The organism is Pectobacterium sp. PL64 (assembly GCF_022477975.1).
GTDB lineage: Bacteria > Pseudomonadota > Gammaproteobacteria > Enterobacterales > Enterobacteriaceae > Pectobacterium > Pectobacterium jejuense.
Genome location: NZ_CP092070.1, coordinates 4,415,278 through 4,437,496, shown reverse-complemented (window position 1 = coordinate 4,437,496; position 22,219 = coordinate 4,415,278). Strand labels below are relative to the sequence as shown.

Sequence of the window (22,219 nt, the reverse complement as noted above, 5' to 3'; positions counted from 1 at the left end):
TCGATAACCATTTTCTATGAAAGTAAACAACAAAAAAGCCTTTGTTCCCGTGAAAAAATAGGGTAGAGTTAAAGACGTAGGGTACAGAGGTAAGATGTTCTATCTTTCAGACCTTTTACTTCACGTAATCGGATTTGGCTGAATATTAGCCGCCCCGCTCAGTTTTGAGCGGGGCGTTTTTTATGGGCTTTATCCAGAGTTTTTACCCTCAAAACGCCGGTAGCCGTGTAGCAGACAGCAACATGTAAGCACGGTTTCGTGTGTGAAAAGAACGTTTCTGGTGGGCGATCATTGCGGGAAAGCGGGGGCGTGATGCGAGTGATGATACTCTGCACCACGCGAAAGGATTACTCTGCTTCTTGTTCTTCCTCAGCGTGTTCCAACGTGCTGAACCAGTTATCCAATTTCTGCCGTAGTTTATCGACGCCGAGCTTTTTCAGTGACGAAAATGCTTCGACCTGAATATCACCCATAAATGGCAAGACAGCCTCGCGAACCATGTTCAACTGTGTCTTACGCGCGCCTGAAGCCAGCTTATCGGCTTTGGTCAGCAGCACTAAGACTGGAAGCTGGACATCAACAGCCCACTGAATCATTTGCTGATCGAGATCTTTCAGCGGATGGCGAATATCCATCAGCACAACCAGACCCTTAAGGCTGTTACGCTTTTGCAGGTATTCACCGAGCGCACGTTGCCATTTGATCTTCATTTGCTCCGGCACTTCGGCATAGCCATAGCCGGGAAGGTCAACCAAACGCACGCCGTCTACCACCTGAAACAGGTTAATCAACTGAGTACGGCCCGGCGTTTTACTCGTTCGTGCCAGGTTTTTCTGGTTGGTCAGCGTGTTCAGTGCGCTGGATTTTCCGGCATTAGAGCGCCCAGCAAAGGCCACTTCAATACCGCTATCTGTTGCCAGATGGCGAATATCCGGGGCGCTGATGATAAAACGCGTCATGTGGTAGTTATATTGCTGGGTCACGATGGTTATCTCTATCTGGATCTCTGTCTGGTTGGGGATTATACCTGTAACTGACAATAAAGGCGGCTTTATCTGTCGTGAAATGCAGCAGACTGATGCGAAAAGAAAAGCTCAGCTGTCTGATGTGGACGCTTTTTTATTCGCGGGCTTTCTGCTAGATTCCGCCGCACTTCCCTTATATCTGTGTACCTGAGAACAATATTATGAACCGACCTGTCAAAGGGGCTGCCGATAAGGCAGGGAAACCCAAAGTAAAAAGAAAGACCCGCGAAGAGCTGGAGCGTGAAGCGCGCGAGCGGAAAAAAGATAAAAAGCATCGTGGCAACGCGTCGGGCAGCCGAACTCAGGAAAAAGCGTCCAACGATCAGCGTTCTGGTCAGCGTAAAGCTGTCGATCCGCGTATCGGCAGCAAAAAGCCGGTACAGCTTGGTGTGTTAGACAGCGCTGTGGCTAAGCCGAAGCCTAAATCGAAGCCTTCTGAACCTGTGGAAAAAGTCGTTGCTGCGAAGCCGACAATGTCGCTGGAAGAAGAGCTGGAAATGTTAGAAAACGATGCGCGCCTGGATGCCTTGTTGGATCGTCTGGATAGCGGCGAGACGCTAAGCGCCAAAGATCAGTCATGGGTTGATGAAACGCTGGATCGTATCGACATCCTGATGGAAGAGCTTGGAATTGAGCTGGGTGATGATGACGAAGAAGAGCCGCAGGAAGATATGTTGCAGCTTTTGAAACGTAATAACCCGAAAGACACGTTCTAATCAATGAAATGGCTGTTTCTGTTCCTGATATTGCTGGTTGCGTTTTATCTGCTCTGTCTGTTCAGTAAACTATGGCTATTGTCGAAGCGTAAGCATCGGTTGCACCGCGCCCTGTTTAACGGGCGCATGAATCAGGTGCGACGCCTACGCCCAAGACAAAAACGCCGGGAGCGTTTTTGAACGTCACAACGTGACGGCCCTTAGGGCGAGTCTCAAGGATGAGACGAGTAACAAAACGTAGGAAACGTTTTTGAACGCCATTTTTGGTGATCTGAAGGAGGGGAAGGATAACCCACCGAGTAAAAACTGGAAGGAGTGAGCGAATATGTCGATACCGTCCGTTGACTGGGATCTGGCCCTGATTCAAAAATATAACTATTCTGGGCCGCGTTATACGTCTTATCCCACAGCGTTAGAATTCAGTGAAGCTTACGATGAGCCGGCGTTTCAGCAGGCCATTGCCCGTTATCCGCAGCGACCGCTGTCGCTGTATATCCACATCCCTTTTTGCCATCGGCTGTGCTATTTCTGCGGCTGTAATAAGCTGGTTACGCGCCAGCAGCATAAAGCGGATGAATACCTTGATGTGCTGGAGCTGGAAATCCGCCAGCGTGCGCCGCTATTCGCCGGACGAACGGTGACGCAATTGCATTGGGGTGGCGGTACACCAACCTATCTGAATAAAGTACAAATCAGCCGACTAATGTCGCTGCTGCGCGAGCTGTTCTCTTTTTCCGATCAGGCTGAGCTGTCGCTTGAAGTCGATCCGCGAGAAATTGAGCTGGACGTCCTCGATCATCTGCGTGCTGAAGGGTTTAACCGCCTGAGTATGGGCGTGCAGGATTTTAATAAAGACGTTCAGAAGCTGGTCAATCGCGAGCAGGATGAAGACTTTATTTTTGCCCTTATTGAACGGGCAAAAGCGCTGGGCTTCACCTCAACCAATATTGATTTGATTTACGGCCTGCCGAAACAAACGCCGGAAAGCTTCGCCTTTACGCTACAGCGCGTTGCGGAATTAAGCCCGCATCGGCTTAGCGTCTTTAACTATGCGCATTTACCCAGCCTGTTCGCCGCACAGCGCAAGATTAAAGAAGCGGATTTACCGAGCGCCGAGCAAAAGCTGGACATTCTGCAACAGACGATTGGGTCGCTGACGCAATCGGGCTATCAGTTTATCGGTATGGATCACTTTGCTCGCCCGGACGATGAACTGGCGGTGGCGCAGCGAGAAGGGAAACTGCATCGCAATTTCCAGGGCTATACGACGCAGGGCGATAGCGATCTGCTTGGGATGGGCGTTTCGGCGATTAGTATGATCGGTGATAGCTATGCTCAGAACCAGAAAGAGCTGAAGCAGTATTATGCGCAGGTCAAAGACCAAGGGAATGGCTTGTGGCGTGGGTTACAGCTGACGCGTGATGACTGCCTCCGCCGCGATGTGATTAAGACGCTCATTTGTAATTTCCAGCTCAGCTATGCGCCCATTGAGGCGGAATATGCTATCGATTTTAAAACCTACTTTGAGCAGGATTTAGCACTGCTTGCTCCGCTGGTGGCCGATGGGCTGGTCGAGAGTCAGGAGGACGGGCTGGTGGTGACGCCGAAAGGACGGTTACTGATCCGCAATATCTGTATGTGCTTTGACGTTTATCTACGTAGCAAGCTCAGAACACAGCAATTTTCCCGCGTGATTTAGTCAAAAAAACAGCCAGTCGATGTTTGCACCGACTGGCTGTTCTCGAACGCTTATTGGATTAACTAAAGAAGTTAATCAGTGCAGCACACAAAACGGCGGCAATAGCAGCCTGCGGCGAATGGCTTGCCGCAGAACCAATTTCAGCGCCATGTGTTGCAACGGAAATCAATGAATCCAGCATGGTGTTCCTCCCGAATCAGCGACACGATCATACTGCTGACTCGAGGCAAGTAAAGTACAAATTAATGACAATTTCGTGCGCCAGATTGTATTTTTTATCACCCGTTTGTTTGTTAACAATTGAGCAATAAAAAAGCAATCTTGCTACTCCATTCCCAGCTCTTTTAATTTACGCGTCAGGGTATTTCTGCCCCATCCCAGCAATCTTGCCGCTTCCTGTTTATGCCCCTGCGTATGTCGCAGTGCCGTTGTCAGCAACGTCCTTTCCATTTCCGGCTGTGCTTCTGCCAACAGATTTTGATGACCGGAACGCAGCGCGCGGTCGGCCCATTGTGCTAACAGCGTGGCCCAGCTGTCCGGCAGAATATGCACGGTTGAATCCGGTGCAGTGGTCTCGAACAGTTCAGGCGGCAGGTCCTGAATAAGCACTTCCTGACCGGCGGCCATGACTGTCAACCAGCGGCAGGTATTTTCCAATTGGCGCACGTTGCCGGGCCACGGTAAACGGGTTAGCGCCGTTTCCGCTTCTGGATGCAGATTCTTCGGCTCGACGCCCAGTTCTTTGGCGGTGGCCTGCAAGAAATAACGCGCCAGACGGGGGATATCTTCTCGGCGTTCGCGCAGCGGCGGCAGATGGACGCGGATCACATTCAGGCGGTGGAACAGATCCTCACGGAACTTGCCTTCTTGCACGCGCTGTTCAAGATTTTGGTGCGTTGCCGCGATAATACGAACATCCACTTTTACCGCGGCATAGCCACCGACGCGATAAAACTGTCCGTCTGCCAATACGCGCAACAGACGTGTTTGTACGTCTAGCGGCATATCGCCGATTTCATCCAGAAATAGCGTACCGCCATCGGCTTGCTCAAAGCGGCCCTGACGAATCTGGTTTGCGCCCGTAAACGCGCCTTTTTCATGGCCGAACAGTTCTGATTCGATCAGATCCTTAGGAATGGCCGCCATATTCAGCGCGATAAAAGGGGCTTTGGTACGCGGGCTGTGGCGATGCAGGGCATGTGCCACCAGCTCTTTACCGGTTCCCGATTCGCCGTTAATCAGTACGCTGATCGACGAGCGAGACAGGCGACCGATGATGCGAAAGACATCCTGCATCGCGGGGGCTTCGCCGATAATGTCCGTTGTCGGGCCGTTGATCGGCTGGTTGCGTACTGGCTGCTGCTGTTCCAGATAATGGCTGATCGCGCGCTCAACCAGCGCAACGGCTTCATCAATATCGAATGGCTTCGGCAAATAGTCGAACGCACCCTGCTGATAAGCGCTGACGGCGGCATCCAGATCGGAATGTGCCGTCATAATGATGACCGGGAGCATCGGGTGGCGCTGTTTGATTTGCTGTAAAAGCGCTAATCCATCCATCCCTGGCATACGGATGTCGGACAGCAGAACGTCAGGCGTTTGTGTCGCCAGCGCATGCAGTACCTGATTTCCGTTCTCAAACGTTGCGCAGGTTAGACCCGCACCAGCAAGCGCGCGCTCAAGCACCCAACGGATGGAGCTATCGTCATCGACAATCCAGACTATCCCTCGTTGCATTGTGAACCTCACTGGCGAATGGGCAGGTAAACCGAGAATTCGGTGTGTCCTGGCCAACTGTTAAATTCAATTTTACCGGAGTGTTGATCGATAAGACTGCGGGCGATGGAAAGCCCCAAACCCGTGCCCCCTTCGCGTCCGCTCACCATCGGGTAAAACAGGGTGTCCTGTAGTTGAGCAGGTACGCCGGGGCCGTCATCTTCCACATCAATACGAGCGGCAAGACGATAACGCACACCGTGTAGTGTGAGCTGAAAAGCCGTGCGGGTACGTATCGTAATCGTCCCGCCTTCCTCGCCCAGCGCCTGTAGCGCGTTGCGGGTAATATTCAGCAGTACCTGTTCAATTTGATCGGGGTCGTGCGTCAGCTCTGGCAGGCTGGGGTCATAGTCTTTCACCAGCGTCACGTTATCTGGCTTTTCCAGTGAGACAAGCTGGCAAACGCGTTCGGCGACCTGATGAATGCTTTGGGTGACGTGCAGGCCAGGCTGCTGTGGCCCCAGCAGGCGATCAACCAGATTACGCAGGCGATCCGCCTGTTCAATGATGACTTTGGTATATTCCGTCAATGCCGGGTCGGGCAGTGCTTTAGCAAGCAGCTGTGCGGCACCACGCAATCCGCCAAGCGGATTTTTTATCTCATGCGCCAGACCCCGGACCAAATCACGGGCGGCCTGCTGTTGTGCATGTTGAAGCTGTTCCTGACTGAGGCGGCGCTGGTTATCCATCGGCGCCATTTCCAGTAGGATAAAATCGTTTTGTACCCGCTGAGCGGTGAGCGACATGATGTGCGCTTTGCCATCTACGACGATGGTGACTTCGTTATCCGTAAAACCTTGTCCTGAATCCAGACTTTCACGCAGTAAATCGATATTCAGAGAAAAATATCCCAGCAAATCGGGCAGCGGCGTGCCGGATAATTTACGCGAACTTTGTGCCAGTAATTGCTGTGCTGCCGGGTTTGAATAGTGAATCGCCAGATCGTTATCCAGCAATAAGATGCTGTTTATCAGGGAATTTAGGATCTGCCCAGCATCGGGCAGCGTGCCTGTTGCCATAACGCAGACTCCCGCACCGTCGTGGTGCATTGTAGTGTGAATGATGGATGTTACGTCGCAACGGCCAATGCCGGTGGTGAAAAAAGCCCATCCGAAGATGGGCTGAAGCGTTTCCACGGCAACAAAAACAAACTTCTTAGTATTCTGTTGTTTATCGGTCATGGTCGGGTATCAGCACACCCAACCACGCCGAGGTAGAGATTAGACGCTGTCGTTATTAGACGCTGTAGTACAGTTCGAACTCAACTGGGTGCGGCGTCATGCGAACGCGGTCAATCTCAGATTTACGCAGTTCGATATACGCTTCGATAGCGTCGTCGGTGAACACGCCACCACGGGTCAGGAACTCGCGGTCTTCGTTCAGTGCAGCCAGGGCCTCGTCCAGAGAACCTGCAACTTTTGGAATCTCTGCTTCTTCTTCCGGCGGCAGGTCGTACAGGTTTTTGTCCATTGCATCGCCAGGGTGGATTTTGTTGATGATGCCGTCGAGGCCAGCCATCAGCAGTGCAGCGAAGCACAGGTACGGGTTAGCAGCTGGATCCGGGAAGCGCGCTTCGATACGACGTGCTTTCGGGCTAGCAACCACTGGGATACGGATTGAAGCAGAACGGTTACGGGCAGAGTAAGCCAGCATAACTGGGGCTTCGTAGCCTGGGACCAGACGCTTGTAGGAGTTGGTAGTCGGGTTCGCCAGGGCGTTGATAGCTTTAGCGTGCTTGATAACACCGCCGATGTAGAACAGCGCCATTTCAGACAGGCCGCCGTATTTGTCGCCAGCGAACAGGTTAGTGCCGTCTTTAGACAGAGACATGTGGCAGTGCATACCAGAACCGTTATCACCAAACATTGGTTTTGGCATGAAGGTCGCGGTTTTACCGTAGGCGTGAGCCACGTTGTGCACGACATATTTGTAGATCTGAATTTCGTCAGCTTTTTTGGTCATGGTGTTGAAGCGGGTAGCCACTTCGTTCTGACCAGCGGTAGCCACTTCGTGGTGGTGAGCTTCAACAACCAGACCCATTTGCTCCATGGTCAGACACATAGCAGAACGGATGTCCTGTGATGAATCGACTGGTGGAACTGGGAAGTAGCCGCCTTTCAGACCTGGACGGTGACCTTTGTTACCGCCTTCGTATGCTTTACCGGAGTTCCAGTACGCTTCGACATCGTCGATAGCAACGTGGGAACCGGAAGTGCTGCTGCCGAAACGGATGTCATCGAACAGGAAGAATTCTGGCTCAGGCCCGAACAGGACGGTATCGGCAATGCCGGAAGAACGCAGGAAATCTTCCGCACGTTTCGCGATAGAACGCGGGTCGCGGTCATAGCCTTGCATCGTGCCTGGTTCGAGGATGTCACAACGAATGATCAGTGTAGAATCTTCGAAGAACGGATCGATCATTGCGGTGCTGGCATCGGGCATCAGAACCATGTCTGACTCGTTAATACCTTTCCAGCCGCCAATCGAGGAACCATCAAACATTTTACCTTCTTCGAAGAAGTCGGCATTGACTTGATGAGCCGGAATGGTGACGTGCTGCTCTTTACCTTTAGTATCAGTGAAGCGTAAATCAACAAACTTCACTTCGTGCTCATTCAGCATCGTCAAAACATGTTCTGCGGACATACTTGGTTCTCCCGATTGGTCATTTATCGTCGTGGAACGAATATCGTTGTGGATTGATGTTGTTGCCGTGAGTAGACTAAAGCTAAAAGTGTGCCAACTTTTTAAATGTGTGCAATGTGTTGCCCCTTGGGGCTTTCTCACGTAAACCCACTGCACCATTATAGTCTAAAGCACCAAAATGGTGCTTCATATGTGAATTATTGCACTTATTTGGTGCATTCATGTTCGCTTGTAGCGCTTTTGCACCGTGAAAGGGATCACAAAGCAGGCAGCTCTAGGTTGTTTATCATAGATGCTTGTGATCTTGTTTAGTCCCTCGATTAATACGTGTACAATAGCGCGCTATTTCTAAATGCCTGAGGCAAAGCTGTGATCGAAAATTTGCGTAACATCGCCATTATTGCGCACGTTGACCATGGGAAAACCACCCTGGTTGACAAGCTGTTGCAACAATCCGGAACGTTCGGTGAACGTGTCGAAGCAACCGAGCGTGTAATGGACTCCAACGATTTGGAGAAAGAGCGTGGAATTACCATCCTCGCAAAAAATACCGCCATTAATTGGAAAGACTACCGTATTAACATCGTAGATACCCCGGGACACGCCGACTTCGGCGGCGAGGTTGAGCGTGTAATGTCGATGGTTGACTCGGTACTGCTGGTTGTTGATGCGATGGATGGCCCGATGCCGCAAACGCGTTTCGTGACCAAAAAAGCATTTGCCAACGGTCTGAAACCAATTGTTGTTATCAACAAAGTTGACCGTCCTGGTGCGCGTCCTGACTGGGTTGTCGATCAGGTATTCGACCTGTTCGTGAACCTGGATGCGACTGACGAGCAGCTGGATTTCCCGATCATTTATGCTTCTGCGCTGAATGGTATCGCGGGTCTCGACCATACCGACATGGCGGAAGATATGACTCCGCTGTATCAGGCGATTGTCGATCACGTTTCTCCGCCTCAGGTTGAGATGGATGCGCCGTTCCAGATGCAGATCTCTCAGCTGGACTACAACAACTATGTTGGCGTTATCGGTATCGGCCGTATCAAGCGCGGTAAAGTTAAGCCTAACCAGCAAGTCACTATTGTTGATAGCGAAGGCAAAACCCGTAACGGTAAAGTCGGTAAAGTTCTGACTCACCTGGGTCTGGAGCGTATCGACGCGACTGAAGCGGAAGCGGGCGATATCATCGCGATCACCGGTCTGGGCGAGCTGAACATTTCCGACACCATCTGCGATCCGCAGAATGTCGAAGCGCTGCCAGCACTGAGCGTCGATGAACCTACCGTTACCATGTTCTTCAACGTCAATACTTCACCATTCTGCGGTAAAGAAGGTAAGTATGTTACGTCGCGCCAGATTCTGGAGCGTCTGAACAAAGAGCTGGTACACAACGTTGCCCTGCGCGTTGACGAAACCGAAGACGCTGATGCGTTCCGCGTTTCTGGCCGTGGTGAATTGCACCTGTCAGTTCTGATTGAAAACATGCGTCGTGAAGGCTTTGAACTGGCCGTATCACGTCCGAAAGTTATCAACCGCGTTATCGACGGTCGTAACCAAGAGCCGTTTGAAAACGTAACGCTGGACATCGAAGAACAGCACCAGGGTTCAGTCATGCAAGCCATGGGTGAGCGTAAAGGTGATGTGAAAGACATGATTCCAGATGGCAAGGGTCGTATCCGTCTGGATTACCTGATCCCTGCTCGTGGTCTGATCGGTTTCCGTACCGAATTCATGACCATGACGTCTGGTACCGGTCTGCTGTACTCCACGTTCAGCCACTACGATGACGTGCGTCCAGGTGAAATCGGCCAGCGTCAGAACGGCGTACTGATCTCTAACGGTCAGGGTAAAGCTGTCGCGTTTGCGCTGTTCAGCCTGCAGGATCGCGGTAAGCTGTTCCTCGGACACGGTGCAGAAGTGTATGAAGGCCAGATCATCGGTATTCACTCACGCTCTAACGATCTGACAGTAAACTGTCTGACCGGTAAGAAACTGACCAACATGCGTGCATCGGGTACCGATGAAGCAACCACACTGGTTCCGGCGATCAAAATGTCTCTGGAACAAGCGCTGGAGTTCATCGATGACGACGAACTGGTTGAAGTTACACCGCAGTCGATCCGTATTCGTAAGCGTCACCTGACCGAAAACGATCGTAAACGCGCTAGCCGCGGCAGCAAAGACGTCTAATTTCAGACGGATTTGTCTTGTTACGCAACAGGGCACCTTCGGGTGCCCTGAATTTTATGCGCTTTCTTCCACTTTAACCTTTCCTTTAGATTTCCTCCCTGTTCAGTTTCTTCATTTCCCGCTACAGTGAAAATCCTACGATTACGTCAGGAGGTCACTGCCATGCTGTATATCTTTGATTTAGGCAATGTCGTCATAGATATTGATTTCAATAGAGTATTGGGTGTCTGGAGTAATCTGAGCAGCGCGCCGCTCGCGACGTTGCAAGAGCGTTTTGTCATGGGCGAAGCGTTTGAACAGCATGAGCGGGGTGAGATCAGCGACGAGGAATTTGCTGCCAGACTGTGTCAGGAAATGGGCATCGCCCTGAGCTTCGAACAATTCACCGCTGGCTGGCAGGCTATTTTTGTCGCGTTGCGTCCTGAGGTTATCGACATCATGCAGCGCCTGCGTCAGGAAGGGCACCGCGTGGTGATTCTGTCGAATACCAATCGTCTCCACTGTTCACACTGGCCTGCGCTATTCCCAGAAGTGGCAACGGCGGCTGACAGACTCTACCTGTCACAAGATATTGGATTACGTAAGCCGGAGCTGGCGATTTACCAATACGTTCTGACAGAGGAAGGTGTTTCGCCTGCGCAAGCCGTCTTTTTTGACGATAATGCCGCGAACGTCGATGCGGCCCAAAGCCTGGGTATTCACAGCATTCTGGTGACCGATCGTCAGGTAGTACCGGATTTTTTCGCCATGCAGGCGACGACGGCTAAAGCATGATTTATATCGCAGGGGCGGACATCGCCTCTATTGGGAATGATGACATCAGGAGTAGTCGGGTTTTATGATTGCGCTAATTCAGCGAGTATCCAGCGCCAGTGTTACGGTAGAAGGCAGTGTGGTTGGGGAAATCGATAAAGGTTTACTGATCCTGCTGGGCGTTGAGCAGGGCGATGACGAACAAAAAGCCACGCGACTCTGCGAGCGCGTGTTGGGTTACCGCATATTCGGTGACGATGACGGGAAAATGAATCTCAATGTTCGTCAGGCTGGTGGCAATGTGCTGGTGGTTTCGCAGTTTACGCTGGTGGCTGATACGCAGCGTGGCATGCGGCCTGGGTTTTCTCGCGGTGCGCATCCTTCAGAGGCCGATCGCCTCTACCAGTATTTTGTCGGACAGTGTCGTGAGCAAGGCGTTCACACGGAAACAGGGCAGTTTGCTGCGGATATGAAAGTGGCATTAGTGAATGACGGCCCGGTGACGTTCTGGCTACAGACATAGGGTTGTAACGTCATGGTGTTGTAACGCTATCGTTGTGAAGTGCTATTACCACTGTCGTTTCGTGACATAAATTTGTCAGTGGTCCGATCTTATGAACCCCGATGCAATGAGGCATCTCGGTATAGAGGAAGGGTTATGTATCATTTGAGAGTACCTGAAAGCGCGGAAGAACTGGATGCGTACTATCAATTTCGCTGGGAAATGCTGCGTAAACCTCTACGCCAGCCGCTGGGTTCTGAGCGTGATGCTTACGATGCTCTGGCACATCACCAAACGGTGGTGGATGAGCAGGGAAGGCTGGTCGCGATTGGGCGTCTTTCTATCAATGCAGATAATGAAGCGGCAATCCGCTTTTTAGCCGTTCATCCTGACGTCCGAGGGAAAGGGCTAGGCACGCTGCTTGCGATTACCCTGGAGTCTGTTGCGCGTCAGGAAGGCGTCAAGCGCGTGGTCTGTAGCGCCCGTGAAGACGCAATGGATTTCTTCTCCAAGCTGGGCTTTGTTAATCAGGGGGAGATCACCGCGCCACAAACCACACCCGTGCGGCACTTCCTGATGATTAAACCAGTGGCGACGCTGGATGATATTTTGCATCGTCCTGACTGGTGCGGACAGCTGCAGCAGGCGTGGTACGAGCACATTCCACTGAGTGAAAAAATGGGGGTGCGGATAAGCCAGTACACCGGAAAGCAATTTATTACCACCATGCCCGAAACGGGCAACCAGAATCCCCATCACACGCTTTTTGCCGGCAGCATGTTTTCTCTCGCTACGCTCACCGGGTGGGGATTAATCTGGCTGTTGCTGCGTGAACGGCACCTCGGTGGCACGATAATTCTGGCGGATGCGCACATTCGTTACAGTACGCCGGTGAGTGGCCGACCAAACGCTATCGCTGATTTAGGGTCGCTGAGTGGCGATCTGGATCGTCTCGCGCGTGGGCGTAAGGCGCGCGTGCAGCTCAATGTTGAGCTCTTTGGTGATGACAATAAAGGGGCGTTGTTCGAAGGGGTTTATATCGTGCTGCCTGCCCAACCGGATGCACCGCTAGAAGAGGGTGGATCAGAGGTAGATTAACTCACGGCTAAGCATTATGAGAGCCAAATATTATGACGCTATTCCCATCGGTACATCACGCTGCATGTTAGCCAGCAGCATTTCGCCATAATAATACCCGTGATTCTCACTGGGTGATGTTGCTGACAAAGTCTGTAGAGCGGGAGTAACGGATAGATCGTAAAGACGCTGCAAGTACGTCCATGTAAGCTCGGATTGCGCCATCCCTGGCGCAAACGCTTTACTCTTCTATTCCGTTACTCCCGTTTCCATTTGGTAAATAGATTTGCCAACGGTCTGGCCCGGTGTTTTGAAAACGTAATAATTACGGCGTTTCTGTCACAGTACCCTGATGCATCTGCTGCCTTATCGGGTGGTCGTTGCTATCTACACCTTGCAGAGTGCCAGTTAGCGTCGGCTTCAGCGGCGTATCAGCGGCAAGCCGTCCATTCAGTTGCAATTGCAGATTCGTATTGCCCGTCGGTGCGGTTGCGGGCTCTGGCCACCCCCAGCGTGTCAGAACATCCAGCGGTACGGCGCGTCCTGTCAGTGACAGGGAGAAATTGCGTGCCGGTTGCTGATTGATCGTTGCCTTGGCATCCAGCATGCCATTTTGCGTAAACGCGCTGAGTTCGTTAATGGCAATCTGATTATCGTCGGCTACCAGTGCCATCGAAGGACGGCGGACATCGACTTTATTAAACGTCGCGTCGCTGGCATTAAGATTCAACGATCCTGTCCACATTCCCCACTGATGGTTGCGAGCTAGTAGCAAATTGCTGCCGTAGCCATCCAATGCGGTTAGCTGGAAGGGGAAGTCTGGGTTGATATCGATTATCAGGTTGCGGTTCGCCGTGAATTTTCGCACATTCACTTCTGCCAGCCATGATGGCAATGTCGCTTGCCACCGCTGACGCCAGTCGCCAGGGAGCGTGTACTCCATCCCTGCGACAACAAACTCATTCAGCTGTAAACGGTGGTTACTACGCTGCCAACTGCCGTTGGTTCGCAGTAAACCGCCTTCCCAACGTGTAGAAAACTGTTTGATGTTAACGCCCGCCGGTGACAAATCCAGATTCACGATAGGGTCGATAAGATGCATGTTGCCGTTCACAATGTCGGTCGCATTGAATGACAGCGTTCCGCCTTCGCTCTGCCAGTCATTCTGCTTAAACGTGACATTTTGCAGGGCAACATCAAGGTCGATAAACGCCCATCCCGGCCCTTCAATGCGGGCATCAATCAAATCAAAGCGGTCAACCGTAACAGAAGGCAGTTCGGTAACGGGCTGCCAGAAGGCCTCCGGCGTCCTCTGCGTTTGCAAACGGACATTGCTGAGTCGCAGGCTACCGATCTGCCAACTGCCGTCTTCTGCGCGGCTGGCATTTCCCGTTAGCTGCCCCTGAGCGACATCTGCGCCGAAATTGCTCAGAATCAGCTGGTTGTGGTTGATTTCGCCCTGAACCAATACCTGACTGGCGGGAATATCGTTGAGTTCGAGTGAGCGGGCGCTGAGTTGGAACTGTCCCTGTTTACCCAGCAGATAGCCAGCCTCGGGCTGCCACGGCATCATTCCGCCGTTAATCTGTTGACCATTCAGACGCCAATCGCCGTCCTTTGCCTGCAGCGCCATTGTACGCAGCTGTAGCACATCGGCTTCGATAGGGAGTGTGGCAGCCTGTGAGGAAAGATTTAGCGTACCGCCTTCCAGTTCGAGACTGGCGAAGTGGCGTGGATCGGTAATTTGACGGGCACTAAACCCGGCTGAAATCTGCTTTGCAGTGAGTGTTGGCGGCTGATTTTTCTGGCCAAAACTGACATCGGTGAGCTGGATATGATCGGCTGTTGACCAGTCATGATTAATTTTGCCCAGTGACAACTGGTAGTCAGTATTCTGGTTTACCCAATTACTCACCCAGCCAGCTGCCCAACTGGTTTGCAGTAATACATATACGACCACCAGCGCTAAAAAGGCCAGCAGCAGTAGGGTCAGCAATAATTTCCCGATAAATTTCATCGTGTCAGTCCATGCCAATCGTCAGGGAGAACTGTTCTTATGCCGCAATTTCCCTGAAGGCTCAATAGGTAATGCTGTTACAGACAGTAAAAAGCGAGCGGTGTTGCATCACCGCTCGCTTTTACATGAACTGAACTGAAATTATTGCGGGCTGGCGCTATTTTTCTTCGTGTGGGAAGACGATATTCAGCACGATTGCCGTAATCCCGCCAGCGGCGATACCGGAAGACAGCAATGTTTTAATCCAATCCGGTGCGAACTGCAGAATCAGCGGCTGCTGCGATACGCCAAGGCCAACAGCCAGCGACAGCGCAATAATCATGATCGCACGACGATTCAGCGGCTCACGGGACACAATACGCACACCAGAAGCGGCGATCGTACCAAACATTACGATAGTGGCACCGCCCAGAACTGGCTCTGGAATATGCTGCACAAATCCGCTAACGGCAGGGAACAGACCCAGTGCGATCAGCATCAGTGAAACCACGAAGCCCACATAGCGGCTGGCAACACCGGTAAGCTGGATGACGCCGTTATTCTGGCCGAAGCAAGAGTTAGGGAAGGTATTGAACACGGCAGAAAGGCAAGAATTCAAGCCGTTTGCCAACACACCGCCTTTTAAGCGTTTCATGTACAGCGGGCCTCTGACCGGCTGCTCTGAAACGTCGGAGGTCGCGGTGATGTCACCGATGGTTTCTAACGAGGTCACCATGAAGACTAGCATCAGCGGAATCAACAGGTTCCAGTCAAAGCCTAGACCGTAATGCAGCGGCGCGGGCACCATAATGACCGTGTCGTTTTGAGCAGGCGCATTTTCCGGCAGCATTCCCATCAACCAGGCACCCAGATAACCCACCGCCATGGCAATCACCAGCGACGCGACGCGCAGGTAAGGGTTACGCTGGCGGTTAAGTAGAATAATAACCAGCAACACCACACCCGCTAATAGTAAGTTCTTGGGGGCGCCGAAGGTGTTATTACCCATTGCGGCATAGCCGCCGCCAATGGAGGTCAGGCCGACTTGAATCAGCGACAGCCCAATGATCATCACCACAATGCCGGAAACCAGCGGGGTAATGATGCGGCGGGTTAAATGCAGGAAGCGTGAAAGAATGATTTCGGTGAAGGAAGCGACCATCAGCGTACCGAACAGTGCTGCCATCATCGTGGGAACATCTGCTCCGCCGTTTTTCAGCGCCAGTCCACCCATAATCAGCGGCGTCACGAAATTAAAGCTGGTGCCCTGAATAGACAGCAGACCAGAACCGACAGGACCCCAGGTTTTAATTTGTAGAATAGAGGCCAGACCGGAAGCGAAAAGCGACATGCTGATGATGCGCTGCGTATCTTCCGCGGGTAAACCTAATGCCTGACAGATCAGTAGCGCGGGGGTAATCACCGCAACAAACATGGCAAGCAGGTGCTGACTGGCGGCGAACAGCGTTTGCGGCAGCGGCGGCCGGTCTTCAAGATGATAGATGAGTTCACTGCGCTGAGGTGCGGCAGCGGCTTCTGTTTGGGACGTTTCCGTGGTGGTTGTCATGATGTAAGTTGGCGTTCCTGAAACGACAAAGAGCGCATTTTAATGATCTCTTTGCTGAAAGCAAACGTTTGCTAACTCATCTTTTCGATATGAATTTTGTCTGACAGGCAAGGCCTTATTATTTAACGGGATACTTTTAGGAGAAATGCAGAATACATAGCCGTGATCAGGCGTTGGTGTACCGTGCACGTTCTGGTAGCCAGCGTTCGATTAGCGCGATGGCATGCTCGGGATAGTGTTCGTGCAAGTGGCGAGCAACGCGCTGCACCTGTGGAATCAGATCCTGATCGCGCAGGAGGTCTGCGACTTTAAACTCGGCATTGCCCGTTTGGCGCGTACCGAGTAATTCGCCCGGTCCGCGAATTTCCAGATCGCGTTGCGCGATAACAAAGCCATCGTTGCTATCGCGTAGAACCTGGAGCCGTTTTTGTGCCGTCTTGCTCATTGGCGTTTTGTAGAGCAGCACGCAGTGAGATGCCACCGCGCCGCGTCCGACGCGACCACGCAACTGGTGCAGCTGTGCCAGACCCAGACGCTCCGGGTTTTCAATGATCATTAGGCTGGCATTCGGTACATCCACACCTACCTCGATGACGGTCGTCGCCACCAGCAGTTGCAGCTCGCCCTGTTTGAAGGCCTGCATCACCGCCTGCTTTTCCTGCGCTTTCATGCGGCCGTGAACCAATCCAACCTTGAGATTTGGCAGGGCCGCCTTCAGCTCTTCGCTGGTGGCTTCTGCTGCCTGCGCTTCCAGCAGGTCGGATTCTTCGATCAGCGTACACACCCAATAGGCCTGCCGCCCTTCCTGCTGACAGGCATTATTCACGCGCTCGATAATGTCGCTGCGGCGTGAATCCGGTATGGCGACGGTAGTGACGGGGGTTCTGCCCGGCGGTAGTTCATCAATGACGGACGTATCCAGATCGGCATAGGCCGTCATCGCCAGCGTGCGGGGGATCGGTGTCGCGGTCATGATTAATTGATGGGCATGAAAGCCCTGTTCTTCGCCTTTTTCCCACAGCGCAAGGCGTTGATGCACGCCAAAGCGGTGCTGTTCGTCAATGATGACCAATGCCAGCCCGTTGAATTTTACCTGCTGCTGGAAAATAGCGTGCGTCCCGACAACCATGGAAACCTGACCGCTGGCGATGGCATCCTGCTGCGCCTGACGTGCTTTCCCTTTTTGTTTACCAGCCAGCCAGCCCACTTCAAGCCCTAGCGGTTCAAACCACTGACGGAAATTATGGGCGTGCTGTTCGGCCAATAGCTCTGTTGGCGCCATCAGCGCGACCTGCTTGCCGTTGGCAATGGCGCGTAATGCTGCCAGTGCGGCGACCAGCGTTTTTCCTGAACCGACATCGCCCTGCACCAGACGCATCATCGGGAAATCTTTCGCCATATCCGCTTCAATTTCGGCTACGACACGTTCTTGCGCCTGCGTGGGGTTGAACGGCAGGGCCGCGAGCAACTGTTGCTTCAAACCATCTTGCGCCTGTAGCGGCGAGGCTTTATGCCGTTGTTCCCCCGCCCGCACGGCGAGCATACTCAGGTTATGCGCCAGCAGTTCTTCCATAATCAGCCGCTGCTGTGCCGGGTGTTTCCCGTGCTCAAGCTCGCTGAGCTGCATATCCGGCGGGGGACGATGTAAGGTGCGTAGTGCGTCCGGCAGGCTAATGAGCGATCGGCTTAGAGATTCAGGCAGCAACTCATCGATGTGGTTGGCATCGAGCAACGCCAGCGCCTGATCGGTCAGTTTACGGAGCGTGGCCTGACGAACGCCCTCTGTGGAAGGGTAAACTGGCGTGAGCGATTCTTGTAACTCGACCTGCGTACTATCCCCCTGAACTCGATATTCAGGATGGATGATCTCCGCGCCGATTTTGCCACGCTTGATTTCGCCATAAGCGGTAACGCGCTGTCCCGGTGCGAGGCTGTTTTTCATCGCGGCGCTGAAATTGAAGAAGCGCATGGTCAGCATGCCGCTGCCGTCGCTGATTTGGCAGGTCAACATGCGACGGCTGCCAAAGGTGATGTCATTGCGTAGGATTTCACCTTCCACGGTGGCATACATACCGGGGAGAAGGTCGCCAATCGGGTAAAGATGCGTCCGGTCTTCGTAGCGCAGAGGTAAATGCAGCAGGAGGTCCTGCACGGTTTCCAGCCCAAGTCGCGCGAGTTTCGCGGCCTGACTTGCACCCACGCCGGTAAGTGTACTCAGCGGTTGGGTGTTCAGCAGGCGGCCTTTCATCAGCACTCCGACGATTGCATCGCGGCCCACCACGGGGTATCCGCTACAATCTGACCCTGATGGTCAATATAAGGACGAGGCAGCCCTTTACGTTTTGCGACGCGCGCCAGTACCGGGTATCCCCCTTCGAAAAGCAGGCGCTGCTGCTCTTCTTCATCCAGCGGGCTGTCTTCACGCTGATACATACCAGCGATCTGGCGTTGGCGCTGCGCTTCGTACAGGATCAACGCCGAGGCTACGGAGACATTCAGCGACTGTACCATGCCAGTCATCGGAATGATGATATCCCGATCGGCCAGTTTGAGCGCTTCGGCTGTAATACCGGTTTTTTCTTGTCCGAGCAGAATACAGGTGGGCCGGGTGTAATCAATTTCCCGAAAATCGACCGCATGTTCAGACAAATTGGTCGCCAAAACCTGCATGCCTTCAGCCTTCAGGTGACCAACCGCATCACCTATGTTGCGATGGGTTTTCACCTGCACCCAGCTATTGCTGCCAGCAGCGGAGGAGACCAGCGTTTTCATCCGGCTGGTGGGCCAAATCGCATGGACCTCATGCACACCGACAGCATCCGCAGTACGGATAACCGCAGAAACGTTATGAGGTTTATGCACCTGCTCCATGCAAATCGTCAGGTCGGGCTGACGACAGTTGAGCATTTCTTTTATACGTGCATAACGTTGAGGGGTCATGACGATTAATTTCGGTTACGGTTAACTTTAATGACATCCGGCATCACGCGGATTTTACGCATAATATTGGCCAGATGAACGCGATCGAGAGTCGTGAGACGGATAAAGGCACTGTATACGCGGCCGTCCTTCTCTTCCGTATTGATGCTCTGAATATTGGAGTTCGCGGCGTTGATCGCTGCCGTCAGGTTTGCCAGCGCGCCCTGATGGTTGAACATATCGACTTTGATTTCGGCGATGAACTCTTGTTCCGTCACCTTATCCCACTCTACCGCCATGAATTTTTCAGGTTCTTTCTGATAGCCGCGAATATTGCGACAGGATTCATGGTGAATAACCAGCCCTTTACCGGGGCTGACGTGGGCAATAATCGGGTCGCCGGGGATGGGGCGGCAGCACTTGGCAAATGAGATCATGACGCCATCTGCGCCTTTGATCGGCAACTTGCGCAGCCCGGTGGTTCCCAGTTCAGATTGTTCGTTCAGCAGATTTTTCGCCACAACGACGCTCATGGCATTACCCATACCAATTTCCGCCATCAGATCGTCCAGCGTAGCGAGCTTCATGCGCTCAAGCTCAAGCTGAATCGACTTTTCAGGGATGTCGGAGAGTTTGCGGCCGTTGCCCAATGCGTGGTTCAGCAAACGGCGACCGAGGCTCACGGAATCATCACGCTTGAGGTTTTTCAGCATCTGGCGAATTTTGGAGCGTGCTCTGGAGCTAACCACGAAGTTAAGCCATGCGGCATTCGGTCTGGCACCCGGCGCGGTAATGATTTCAACGGTTTGGCCGCTGGTGAGCGACTGTGACAGCGGGTAAGGCTGGCGGTCGACGCGGGCGCCTACGCAGGCATGCCCAATATCGGTGTGTACCGCGTAGGCGAAATCGACGGGCGTCGCGCCTGCGGGGAGTTCCACAATACGGCCTTCCGGCGTAAAGACGTACATCTCGTCAGGGAAGAGATCGGACTTCACGCTTTCGATAAATTCGAATGAGCTACCGGCACTTTGCTGGAGTTCCAGCAGGCTTTGCATCCAGCGTTGAGCGCGGACCTGTGCCGTCGTGCTGCTCTCGCCTTCTTTATAGGCCCAGTGTGCGGCAACACCCATTTCCGCCATTTGATCCATGTCGTCGGTACGAATTTGTACTTCGACCGGCACGCCGTGCGGGCCAATCAGAGACGTGTGCAGCGACTGATAGCCGTTAGCTTTGGGAATGGCAATGTAGTCTTTTACCCGACCTGGGCGCGGCTTATACAGGCTGTGAACCTGGCCGAGCACGCGATAGCAGGTGTCCAACTCTTTCACGATGACCCGGAACGCGTAAATATCCATGATGGAATGAAAACGCTGCTCTTTCAGGTGCATTTTGCAGTAGATGGAATACAGGTGTTTTTCGCGACCGCTGACGCGGCAGGCAATCCCGGCTTCAGTCAAACGCCCTTCGATTTCCGACAGGATTTTCTGAATCATTTCCTTGCGGTTACCACGTGCGGCCTTGACGACCTCTTTAATGACGCGATAACGGTTCGGATACAGCGCCTCAAAACCCAGCTCTTCCAGCTCGGTTTTGAGGTGATGGATACCCAGCCTATGTGCCAGCGGGCTGTATATTTCCAGCGTTTCACGGGCAATACGGCGGCGCTTGTCCGGGCGCAATGAGCCCAGCGTGCGCATGTTATGGGTACGGTCTGCGAGTTTGATCAGGATGACGCGAATATCTTGCACCATCGCCATGATCATTTTGCGAAAGTTTTCAGCCTGCGCTTCTTTTTTATCTTGGAACTTCAGCTTGTCCAGCTTGGACACGCCCTCTACCAGTTCAGCAACACTTTTACCAAAAAGCTGTTCCATGTCCTGATAGGTGGCGGGGGTGTCTTCTATGACATCATGCAGCAGTGCTGCCATCAGCGTTTCGTAATCGAGACGCATCTCCGCCAGAATACAGGCGACGGCAACAGGGTGTGTGATATAGGGTTCACCGCTGGAACGAGTCTGCCCCTCGTGAGCATCACGTGCAACTAAGTAAGCCTGTTGTAAACGTTTGATCTGATCTTCTGGCAGATAACGTTGAATCAGCAGATTAAGGCTTTCAAAAATGTACAAGGGCGACTCGTGGTGTGATTAACGACGGCCTTCAGCAATCGCGGTAACCGCCTGAATCTCTGCGGCTTCCTGCTCTTGCTGTTCCTGACGGTCACGAACATCCAGAATCTGGTTGTTGATCAGACCTTCTTCGATTTCACGCAGTGCGATCACGGTGTACTTATCGTTTTCTTCAGGAACCAGCGGATCTTTGCCGCCAGTCTGGATTTGACGGGCGCGACGAGCAGCGACCAACACCAGGTCAAAACGGTTACCAATTTTCTCTACAGCGTCTTGAACAGTTACGCGTGCCATAATGTGCTACTCCACAGGAAATAAAATGACTGCGCATCATACTTAAAGAGGCGTCAGTCTGCCAATAGTTTGGTGATTAATGCATCATGCCGAACCTGTTGTCTGCTCAAACGCAGACGTTCGGCGCGAATAATGGTTTTTAGATCGAGCAGCGCCAGATCGAAATCATCATTCACAATCAGGTAATCATACTCGCCGTAATGCGTCATTTCAGCCACTGCCTGAGACATACGACGGGCAATGACTTCATCGCTGTCTTGTCCACGGCCGCGCAGGCGGCGAGCCAACTCTTCTTTTGACGGCGGCAGAATAAAAATACTGCGCGCGAGTGGCATCTGGTCGCGGATTTGCTTGGCTCCCTGCCAATCGATATCCAGAAAAACATCAACGCCAGTCGCTAATACCTGCTCAATTGTCGGCCGGGATGTACCGTAATAATTGCCAAAGACTTCAGCGTGTTCCAGAAACTCGTTATCCTGAATCATACGCTTAAATTCATCGACTTCGACGAAGAAATAATGTTCGCCGTGGTTTTCTCCCGGTCGTTTAGCTCGCGTGGTATGCGAAATCGATACCTGAGTGTCGTAGAGCGGCTGAGTTTTTAATAACGCCTGAATCAGGCTGGATTTCCCAGCTCCACTGGGAGCAGAAACGATATATAACGTGCCTTGAGCCATAATGAAGTTTTATTAACGGTTACGATGGTGAATGGTGATATGCAGCAGAAAAATGCGCATTTCCCCGTATTATACACGCCTATATGTCATCAGTCGCGCTGCGATAAATTCTCCTCTGACTGTTTTTTCGTTATGCCATCGGGAAAACTTTTTGCCAACGTTTCTTTTTTAGATTGCGAAGCGCGTTCCCGTCTTTTTTATCGCTGCTGCAAACGATGAATCATCTTGCGGCGCGTTTGGCATTTCTCCTTTT

The 22,219-nt window shown here is 52.5% G+C and carries 19 protein-coding genes; 7 read left to right on the top strand and 12 right to left on the bottom strand.

Going from position 1 to position 22,219, the window contains the following annotated elements; all coding sequences use genetic code 11:
- Window positions 1-347: 347 nt before the first annotated feature.
- The gene (gene yihA / locus HP572_RS19950; protein ID WP_029367904.1) at window positions 348-983 is read right to left on the bottom strand and encodes a ribosome biogenesis GTP-binding protein YihA/YsxC; all 636 of its coding nucleotides are present in this window, start codon (window positions 981-983) and stop codon (window positions 348-350) included.
- Between the two features lie 203 nt (window positions 984-1,186).
- Here yihA and yihI point away from each other — a divergent pair, with 203 nt between their 5' ends.
- The 3 genes from yihI to hemN all read left to right on the top strand — a co-directional run bounded on the left by yihI (window position 1,187) and on the right by hemN (window position 3,440).
- Window positions 1,187-1,741, top strand: coding sequence for a Der GTPase-activating protein YihI (yihI, locus tag HP572_RS19945; RefSeq protein ID WP_240584130.1), 555 nt, complete (start codon window positions 1,187-1,189; stop codon window positions 1,739-1,741).
- 3 nt (window positions 1,742-1,744) lie between these two features.
- On the top strand, window positions 1,745-1,921 hold the full coding sequence (locus HP572_RS19940) for a hypothetical protein (RefSeq protein WP_164669126.1): 177 nt from the start codon (window positions 1,745-1,747) through the stop codon (window positions 1,919-1,921).
- A 145-nt stretch (window positions 1,922-2,066) separates the two neighbouring features.
- Window positions 2,067-3,440, top strand: a complete 1,374-nt coding sequence (gene hemN / locus HP572_RS19935; protein WP_240584129.1) for an oxygen-independent coproporphyrinogen III oxidase — start codon at window positions 2,067-2,069, stop codon at window positions 3,438-3,440.
- 58 nt (window positions 3,441-3,498) lie between these two features.
- Here hemN and HP572_RS19930 read toward each other — a convergent pair whose 3' ends face one another.
- The 4 genes from HP572_RS19930 to glnA form a co-directional block, all read right to left on the bottom strand.
- Window positions 3,499-3,621 (bottom strand): YshB family small membrane protein, encoded by a 123-nt coding sequence (locus HP572_RS19930; protein WP_015842303.1) that lies wholly within the window; start codon window positions 3,619-3,621, stop codon window positions 3,499-3,501.
- A 143-nt stretch (window positions 3,622-3,764) separates the two neighbouring features.
- On the bottom strand, window positions 3,765-5,177 hold the full coding sequence (glnG, locus tag HP572_RS19925) for a nitrogen regulation protein NR(I) (protein WP_010298133.1): 1,413 nt from the start codon (window positions 5,175-5,177) through the stop codon (window positions 3,765-3,767).
- An 8-nt stretch (window positions 5,178-5,185) separates the two neighbouring features.
- Window positions 5,186-6,235, bottom strand: a complete 1,050-nt coding sequence (gene glnL, locus HP572_RS19920) for a nitrogen regulation protein NR(II) (RefSeq protein ID WP_010298136.1) — start codon at window positions 6,233-6,235, stop codon at window positions 5,186-5,188.
- 217 nt (window positions 6,236-6,452) lie between these two features.
- Complete coding sequence (gene glnA, locus HP572_RS19915) at window positions 6,453-7,862, bottom strand: glutamate--ammonia ligase (protein WP_014913638.1); 1,410 nt, start codon at window positions 7,860-7,862, stop codon at window positions 6,453-6,455.
- Window positions 7,863-8,231: 369 nt separating this feature from the next.
- Between glnA and typA the strand changes: the two genes are divergently transcribed.
- The 4 genes from typA to fabY all read left to right on the top strand — a co-directional run bounded on the left by typA (window position 8,232) and on the right by fabY (window position 12,408).
- The gene (typA, locus tag HP572_RS19910) at window positions 8,232-10,055 is read left to right on the top strand and encodes a ribosome-dependent GTPase TypA (protein ID WP_010298147.1); all 1,824 of its coding nucleotides are present in this window, start codon (window positions 8,232-8,234) and stop codon (window positions 10,053-10,055) included.
- Between the two features lie 162 nt (window positions 10,056-10,217).
- Window positions 10,218-10,829 (top strand): glucose-1-phosphatase, encoded by a 612-nt coding sequence (yihX, locus tag HP572_RS19905; RefSeq protein ID WP_205551862.1) that lies wholly within the window; start codon window positions 10,218-10,220, stop codon window positions 10,827-10,829.
- Window positions 10,830-10,893: 64 nt separating this feature from the next.
- Complete coding sequence (gene dtd, locus HP572_RS19900; RefSeq protein WP_010281657.1) at window positions 10,894-11,331, top strand: D-aminoacyl-tRNA deacylase; 438 nt, start codon at window positions 10,894-10,896, stop codon at window positions 11,329-11,331.
- Between the two features lie 135 nt (window positions 11,332-11,466).
- On the top strand, window positions 11,467-12,408 hold the full coding sequence (gene fabY, locus HP572_RS19895; protein ID WP_240584128.1) for a fatty acid biosynthesis protein FabY: 942 nt from the start codon (window positions 11,467-11,469) through the stop codon (window positions 12,406-12,408).
- Window positions 12,409-12,712: 304 nt separating this feature from the next.
- On the opposite strand, the gene HP572_RS19890 is transcribed toward fabY, so the two are convergent.
- The 7 genes from HP572_RS19890 to gmk all read right to left on the bottom strand — a co-directional run bounded on the left by HP572_RS19890 (window position 12,713) and on the right by gmk (window position 21,966).
- Window positions 12,713-14,404, bottom strand: coding sequence for an AsmA family protein (locus tag HP572_RS19890; protein WP_240584127.1), 1,692 nt, complete (start codon window positions 14,402-14,404; stop codon window positions 12,713-12,715).
- A 157-nt stretch (window positions 14,405-14,561) separates the two neighbouring features.
- Window positions 14,562-15,950 carry an NCS2 family protein gene (locus HP572_RS19885; RefSeq protein WP_240584126.1) on the bottom strand — a complete coding sequence of 463 codons (1,389 nt, stop codon included), beginning with the start codon at window positions 15,948-15,950 and terminating at the stop codon, window positions 14,562-14,564.
- Window positions 15,951-16,116: 166 nt separating this feature from the next.
- The gene (gene recG, locus HP572_RS19880; protein WP_240584125.1) at window positions 16,117-18,198 is read right to left on the bottom strand and encodes an ATP-dependent DNA helicase RecG; all 2,082 of its coding nucleotides are present in this window, start codon (window positions 18,196-18,198) and stop codon (window positions 16,117-16,119) included.
- Window positions 18,198-18,890, bottom strand: coding sequence for a tRNA (guanosine(18)-2'-O)-methyltransferase TrmH (gene trmH / locus HP572_RS19875; RefSeq protein WP_095993239.1), 693 nt, complete (start codon window positions 18,888-18,890; stop codon window positions 18,198-18,200). Before trmH ends, recG begins: the two co-directional genes overlap by 1 nt.
- A gap of 5 nt (window positions 18,891-18,895) precedes the next feature.
- Window positions 18,896-20,995 carry a bifunctional GTP diphosphokinase/guanosine-3',5'-bis pyrophosphate 3'-pyrophosphohydrolase gene (gene spoT / locus HP572_RS19870; protein ID WP_240584124.1) on the bottom strand — a complete coding sequence of 700 codons (2,100 nt, stop codon included), beginning with the start codon at window positions 20,993-20,995 and terminating at the stop codon, window positions 18,896-18,898.
- Window positions 20,996-21,013: 18 nt separating this feature from the next.
- On the bottom strand, window positions 21,014-21,289 hold the full coding sequence (gene rpoZ, locus HP572_RS19865; RefSeq protein WP_005968230.1) for a DNA-directed RNA polymerase subunit omega: 276 nt from the start codon (window positions 21,287-21,289) through the stop codon (window positions 21,014-21,016).
- A gap of 53 nt (window positions 21,290-21,342) precedes the next feature.
- Window positions 21,343-21,966 (bottom strand): guanylate kinase, encoded by a 624-nt coding sequence (gmk, locus tag HP572_RS19860; protein ID WP_240584123.1) that lies wholly within the window; start codon window positions 21,964-21,966, stop codon window positions 21,343-21,345.
- Between the last annotated feature and the right edge of the window lie 253 nt (window positions 21,967-22,219).

Excerpts from the sequence above, each read along its gene's own strand:
- rpoZ (WP_005968230.1), bottom strand. The coding sequence starts at position 21,289 with ATGGCACGCGTAACTGTTCAAGACGCTGTAGAGAAAATTGGTAACCGT.
- yihX (WP_205551862.1), top strand. The coding sequence starts at position 10,218 with ATGCTGTATATCTTTGATTTAGGCAATGTCGTCATAGATATTGATTTC.
- HP572_RS19930 (WP_015842303.1), bottom strand. The coding sequence starts at position 3,621 with ATGCTGGATTCATTGATTTCCGTTGCAACACATGGCGCTGAAATTGGT.
- glnA (WP_014913638.1), bottom strand. The coding sequence starts at position 7,862 with ATGTCCGCAGAACATGTTTTGACGATGCTGAATGAGCACGAAGTGAAG.
- recG (WP_240584125.1), bottom strand. The coding sequence starts at position 18,198 with ATGAAAGGCCGCCTGCTGAACACCCAACCGCTGAGTACACTTACCGGC.
- fabY (WP_240584128.1), top strand. The coding sequence starts at position 11,467 with ATGTATCATTTGAGAGTACCTGAAAGCGCGGAAGAACTGGATGCGTAC.
- glnL (WP_010298136.1), bottom strand. The coding sequence starts at position 6,235 with ATGGCAACAGGCACGCTGCCCGATGCTGGGCAGATCCTAAATTCCCTG.
- HP572_RS19890 (WP_240584127.1), bottom strand. The coding sequence starts at position 14,404 with ATGAAATTTATCGGGAAATTATTGCTGACCCTACTGCTGCTGGCCTTT.
- gmk (WP_240584123.1), bottom strand. The coding sequence starts at position 21,966 with ATGGCTCAAGGCACGTTATATATCGTTTCTGCTCCCAGTGGAGCTGGG.
- trmH (WP_095993239.1), bottom strand. The coding sequence starts at position 18,890 with ATGACCCCTCAACGTTATGCACGTATAAAAGAAATGCTCAACTGTCGT.
- dtd (WP_010281657.1), top strand. The coding sequence starts at position 10,894 with ATGATTGCGCTAATTCAGCGAGTATCCAGCGCCAGTGTTACGGTAGAA.
- HP572_RS19885 (WP_240584126.1), bottom strand. The coding sequence starts at position 15,950 with ATGACAACCACCACGGAAACGTCCCAAACAGAAGCCGCTGCCGCACCT.
- yihI (WP_240584130.1), top strand. The coding sequence starts at position 1,187 with ATGAACCGACCTGTCAAAGGGGCTGCCGATAAGGCAGGGAAACCCAAA.
- glnG (WP_010298133.1), bottom strand. The coding sequence starts at position 5,177 with ATGCAACGAGGGATAGTCTGGATTGTCGATGACGATAGCTCCATCCGT.
- HP572_RS19940 (WP_164669126.1), top strand. The coding sequence starts at position 1,745 with ATGAAATGGCTGTTTCTGTTCCTGATATTGCTGGTTGCGTTTTATCTG.
- hemN (WP_240584129.1), top strand. The coding sequence starts at position 2,067 with ATGTCGATACCGTCCGTTGACTGGGATCTGGCCCTGATTCAAAAATAT.